We start from the raw sequence: 2,447 nt of genomic DNA on the forward strand, positions 1-2,447 counted from the left end.
AGTGAAGAGCTCCGAAATCCCCCACTGCGGCAAGCGGCAAACCGTTATATGCAACTTTATGACATCTGAAGAATACGACATTAAAACTAATATCAAAATCGGACAACAGATTTTTGAAAACTTGCTCAACGACATCAGACCGGGTTGGGCAGGATTGGTTTTATCTCGTTTTGACCATTACATAAAAGACATCCCGACTTCTATTCTTGAACTCTACCCAATTATTGACGACAAAAACCGTTGGAAAGAAGCACACCAACAGTTTACAAAAATCAGAGTGTTCGGACTTGAAAATAAAAACTATAAACCTGAATACTATTTAAGACTTGCAGAACTCGTTGCAAAAGTAACTTATAATGCTTCAGGACAACCCGCTCCATTTGACAGTGACAGCGGACACTATATTGCGAGTTTCGCCCTCAAAGCGACAGAACATTTTGACGACAACAGACTTGAAGAAGAAATAAAATCTACTATTCTGTTATTCAGTCGCAACAAAAAATTCAAAGACAGTTTAACTGCAGCGAAAGATTTTTTGCTTTATAAAAAAATTGATGACATACTTTGGTTTGACTGGGATCCAATTGGAATTAACGACATGGCACCAAGAGACGAATATCAAAGCTATGTTCCTGAAATTTTTGGACTTGTAAAATCAAAAGCGGACAGACAAGAAATTGCAAACAGACTCCATAAACTTGAAACTGACAATATGGGGATGAGCGGGACAATGGAAAACTGCTTGACAATTGCAGATAAAATATTGAAAGCGCAATGACCGTGAATAAAAGCTGCATATAACACCAAGCAAGCGTAAGCGCCTTTTTACTATATTTGTTTTGAGAGGCGCCTACGCCTGCTTGCAAACCGTTGTATGAAACCATTAAATTAACTAAATAATATGAAAACAAAATTAAAGTTAATACTATTACTAACAACTATTTATTTTAATTCTTATTCTCAATGTTGGAAATCTGTTTCAGCTGAATCATCAAATGTGACTTATGGAATAAAAATAGATGGTACACTTTGGGCTTGGGGTTCAAATTTTAACGGTGAATTCGGAAATGGTACAACAGCAAATAGTTATACACCTATTCAAATCGGACTTGATTCTAATTGGGATAAAATTAGCGCTAACAGTCATGTTTTAGCAATTAAAACAGATGGAACTTTATGGGCTTGGGGGAATAATAATTATGGACAATTAGGTAATGGAACTACAATTAGTTCTGTTATTCCGATTCAAGTTGGTACTGATAATAACTGGAAAGAAATAGCCGTTGGATATTTTCACACATTAGCAATTAAAACCAATGGTACACTTTGGGCATGGGGTAACAACTTCAAAGGTCAATTAGGCGATGGAACAAATGTTAACAAATTAATGCCTACACAAATCGGAACATCAAATAATTGGAAATCAATTAGTGCAGGTCAAGGCCATTCATTAGCAATAAAAACTGATGGTACTATGTGGAGTTGGGGAGATAATCAATTAGGCCAATTAGGTAGTTCAAATTTTGTTAATAGAAATCAACCTGGTCAGATTGGTATTCAAACAACTTGGGATAAAATAGCTTCGGGTTCAGCTCATAATTTAGCAATTAGAGTAACTGGTTCGTTATGGGCTTGGGGTTCAGATTTTGATGGACAGTTAGGTAATGGTTTCAATCCAAGTACAAATAATCCTGAACAAATTGGAATTTCTATTAGTTGGGCTGAAGTTTCTGCAGGTTTTAGCAGCTCATATGCAATTAAAAATGATGGAACACTTTGGGTATGTGGCTGGAATGATAATGGACAATTAGGTAACGGCAATAATTCTAGTCAAGATACATTTATACCAATAAATAGTGAAACAAACTGGTCAAAAATTTCTTCTTCAAAAGGTTATAAACATGCAGTTGCCTTAAAAAGCGATGGTTCATTGAAAACTTGGGGGAATAATGAATATGGACAACTTGGTGATGGTACAACAATTAATAAAAATACTCCTTATTCATTAAATTGTCCAACTCTTCAATACAATGAATTTGTGGTTAATAGTTTAACACTTTATCCTAATCCAGTTGAAAATTTGTTATTTATTGGCAATGTAAATAATACGAGTATTGAATATATAAAAATTATTGATTTATTTGGCAAACAATTAATTACCGAAAAAGAAGCAAGAGATTTTTTAGATTTAAGTGATTTAAAAGCAGGTGTTTACATCCTTGAAATAAAATCTGATAACAATAATATAGAAACATATAAGTTAATTAAAAAATAATGGCTTCATACAACAGCATATTTATGAAATGGCGGGTTCAGTGCTAAATTGAACATTTGGTATTCAAATTAATTTTAGTGAAAAATTAAAACATCCGTTTTCAAATTCCACCACTTCATAAATATGCAAAACGTTATGCGGCAGCTTAAAAACGACCCCACGACATCAGTAC

At 34.0% G+C, this 2,447-nt stretch carries 2 protein-coding genes; both read left to right on the forward strand.

Annotated elements, in window-relative coordinates; all coding sequences use genetic code 11:
* On the forward strand, positions 1–778 hold a 778-nt coding region (locus CHU92_RS00525), incomplete at its 5' end, for a hypothetical protein (RefSeq protein ID WP_094411530.1).
* Positions 779–901: 123 nt separating this feature from the next.
* Positions 902–2,275: an RCC1 domain-containing protein gene (locus tag CHU92_RS00530; protein ID WP_094411532.1), complete on the forward strand. Its 1,374-nt coding sequence runs from the start codon at positions 902–904 to the stop codon at positions 2,273–2,275.
* Positions 2,276–2,447: the final 172 nt, after the last annotated feature.

Origin of the sequence: Flavobacterium cyanobacteriorum, assembly GCF_002251835.1 — a bacterium.
Classification (GTDB): domain Bacteria; phylum Bacteroidota; class Bacteroidia; order Flavobacteriales; family Flavobacteriaceae; genus Flavobacterium; species Flavobacterium cyanobacteriorum.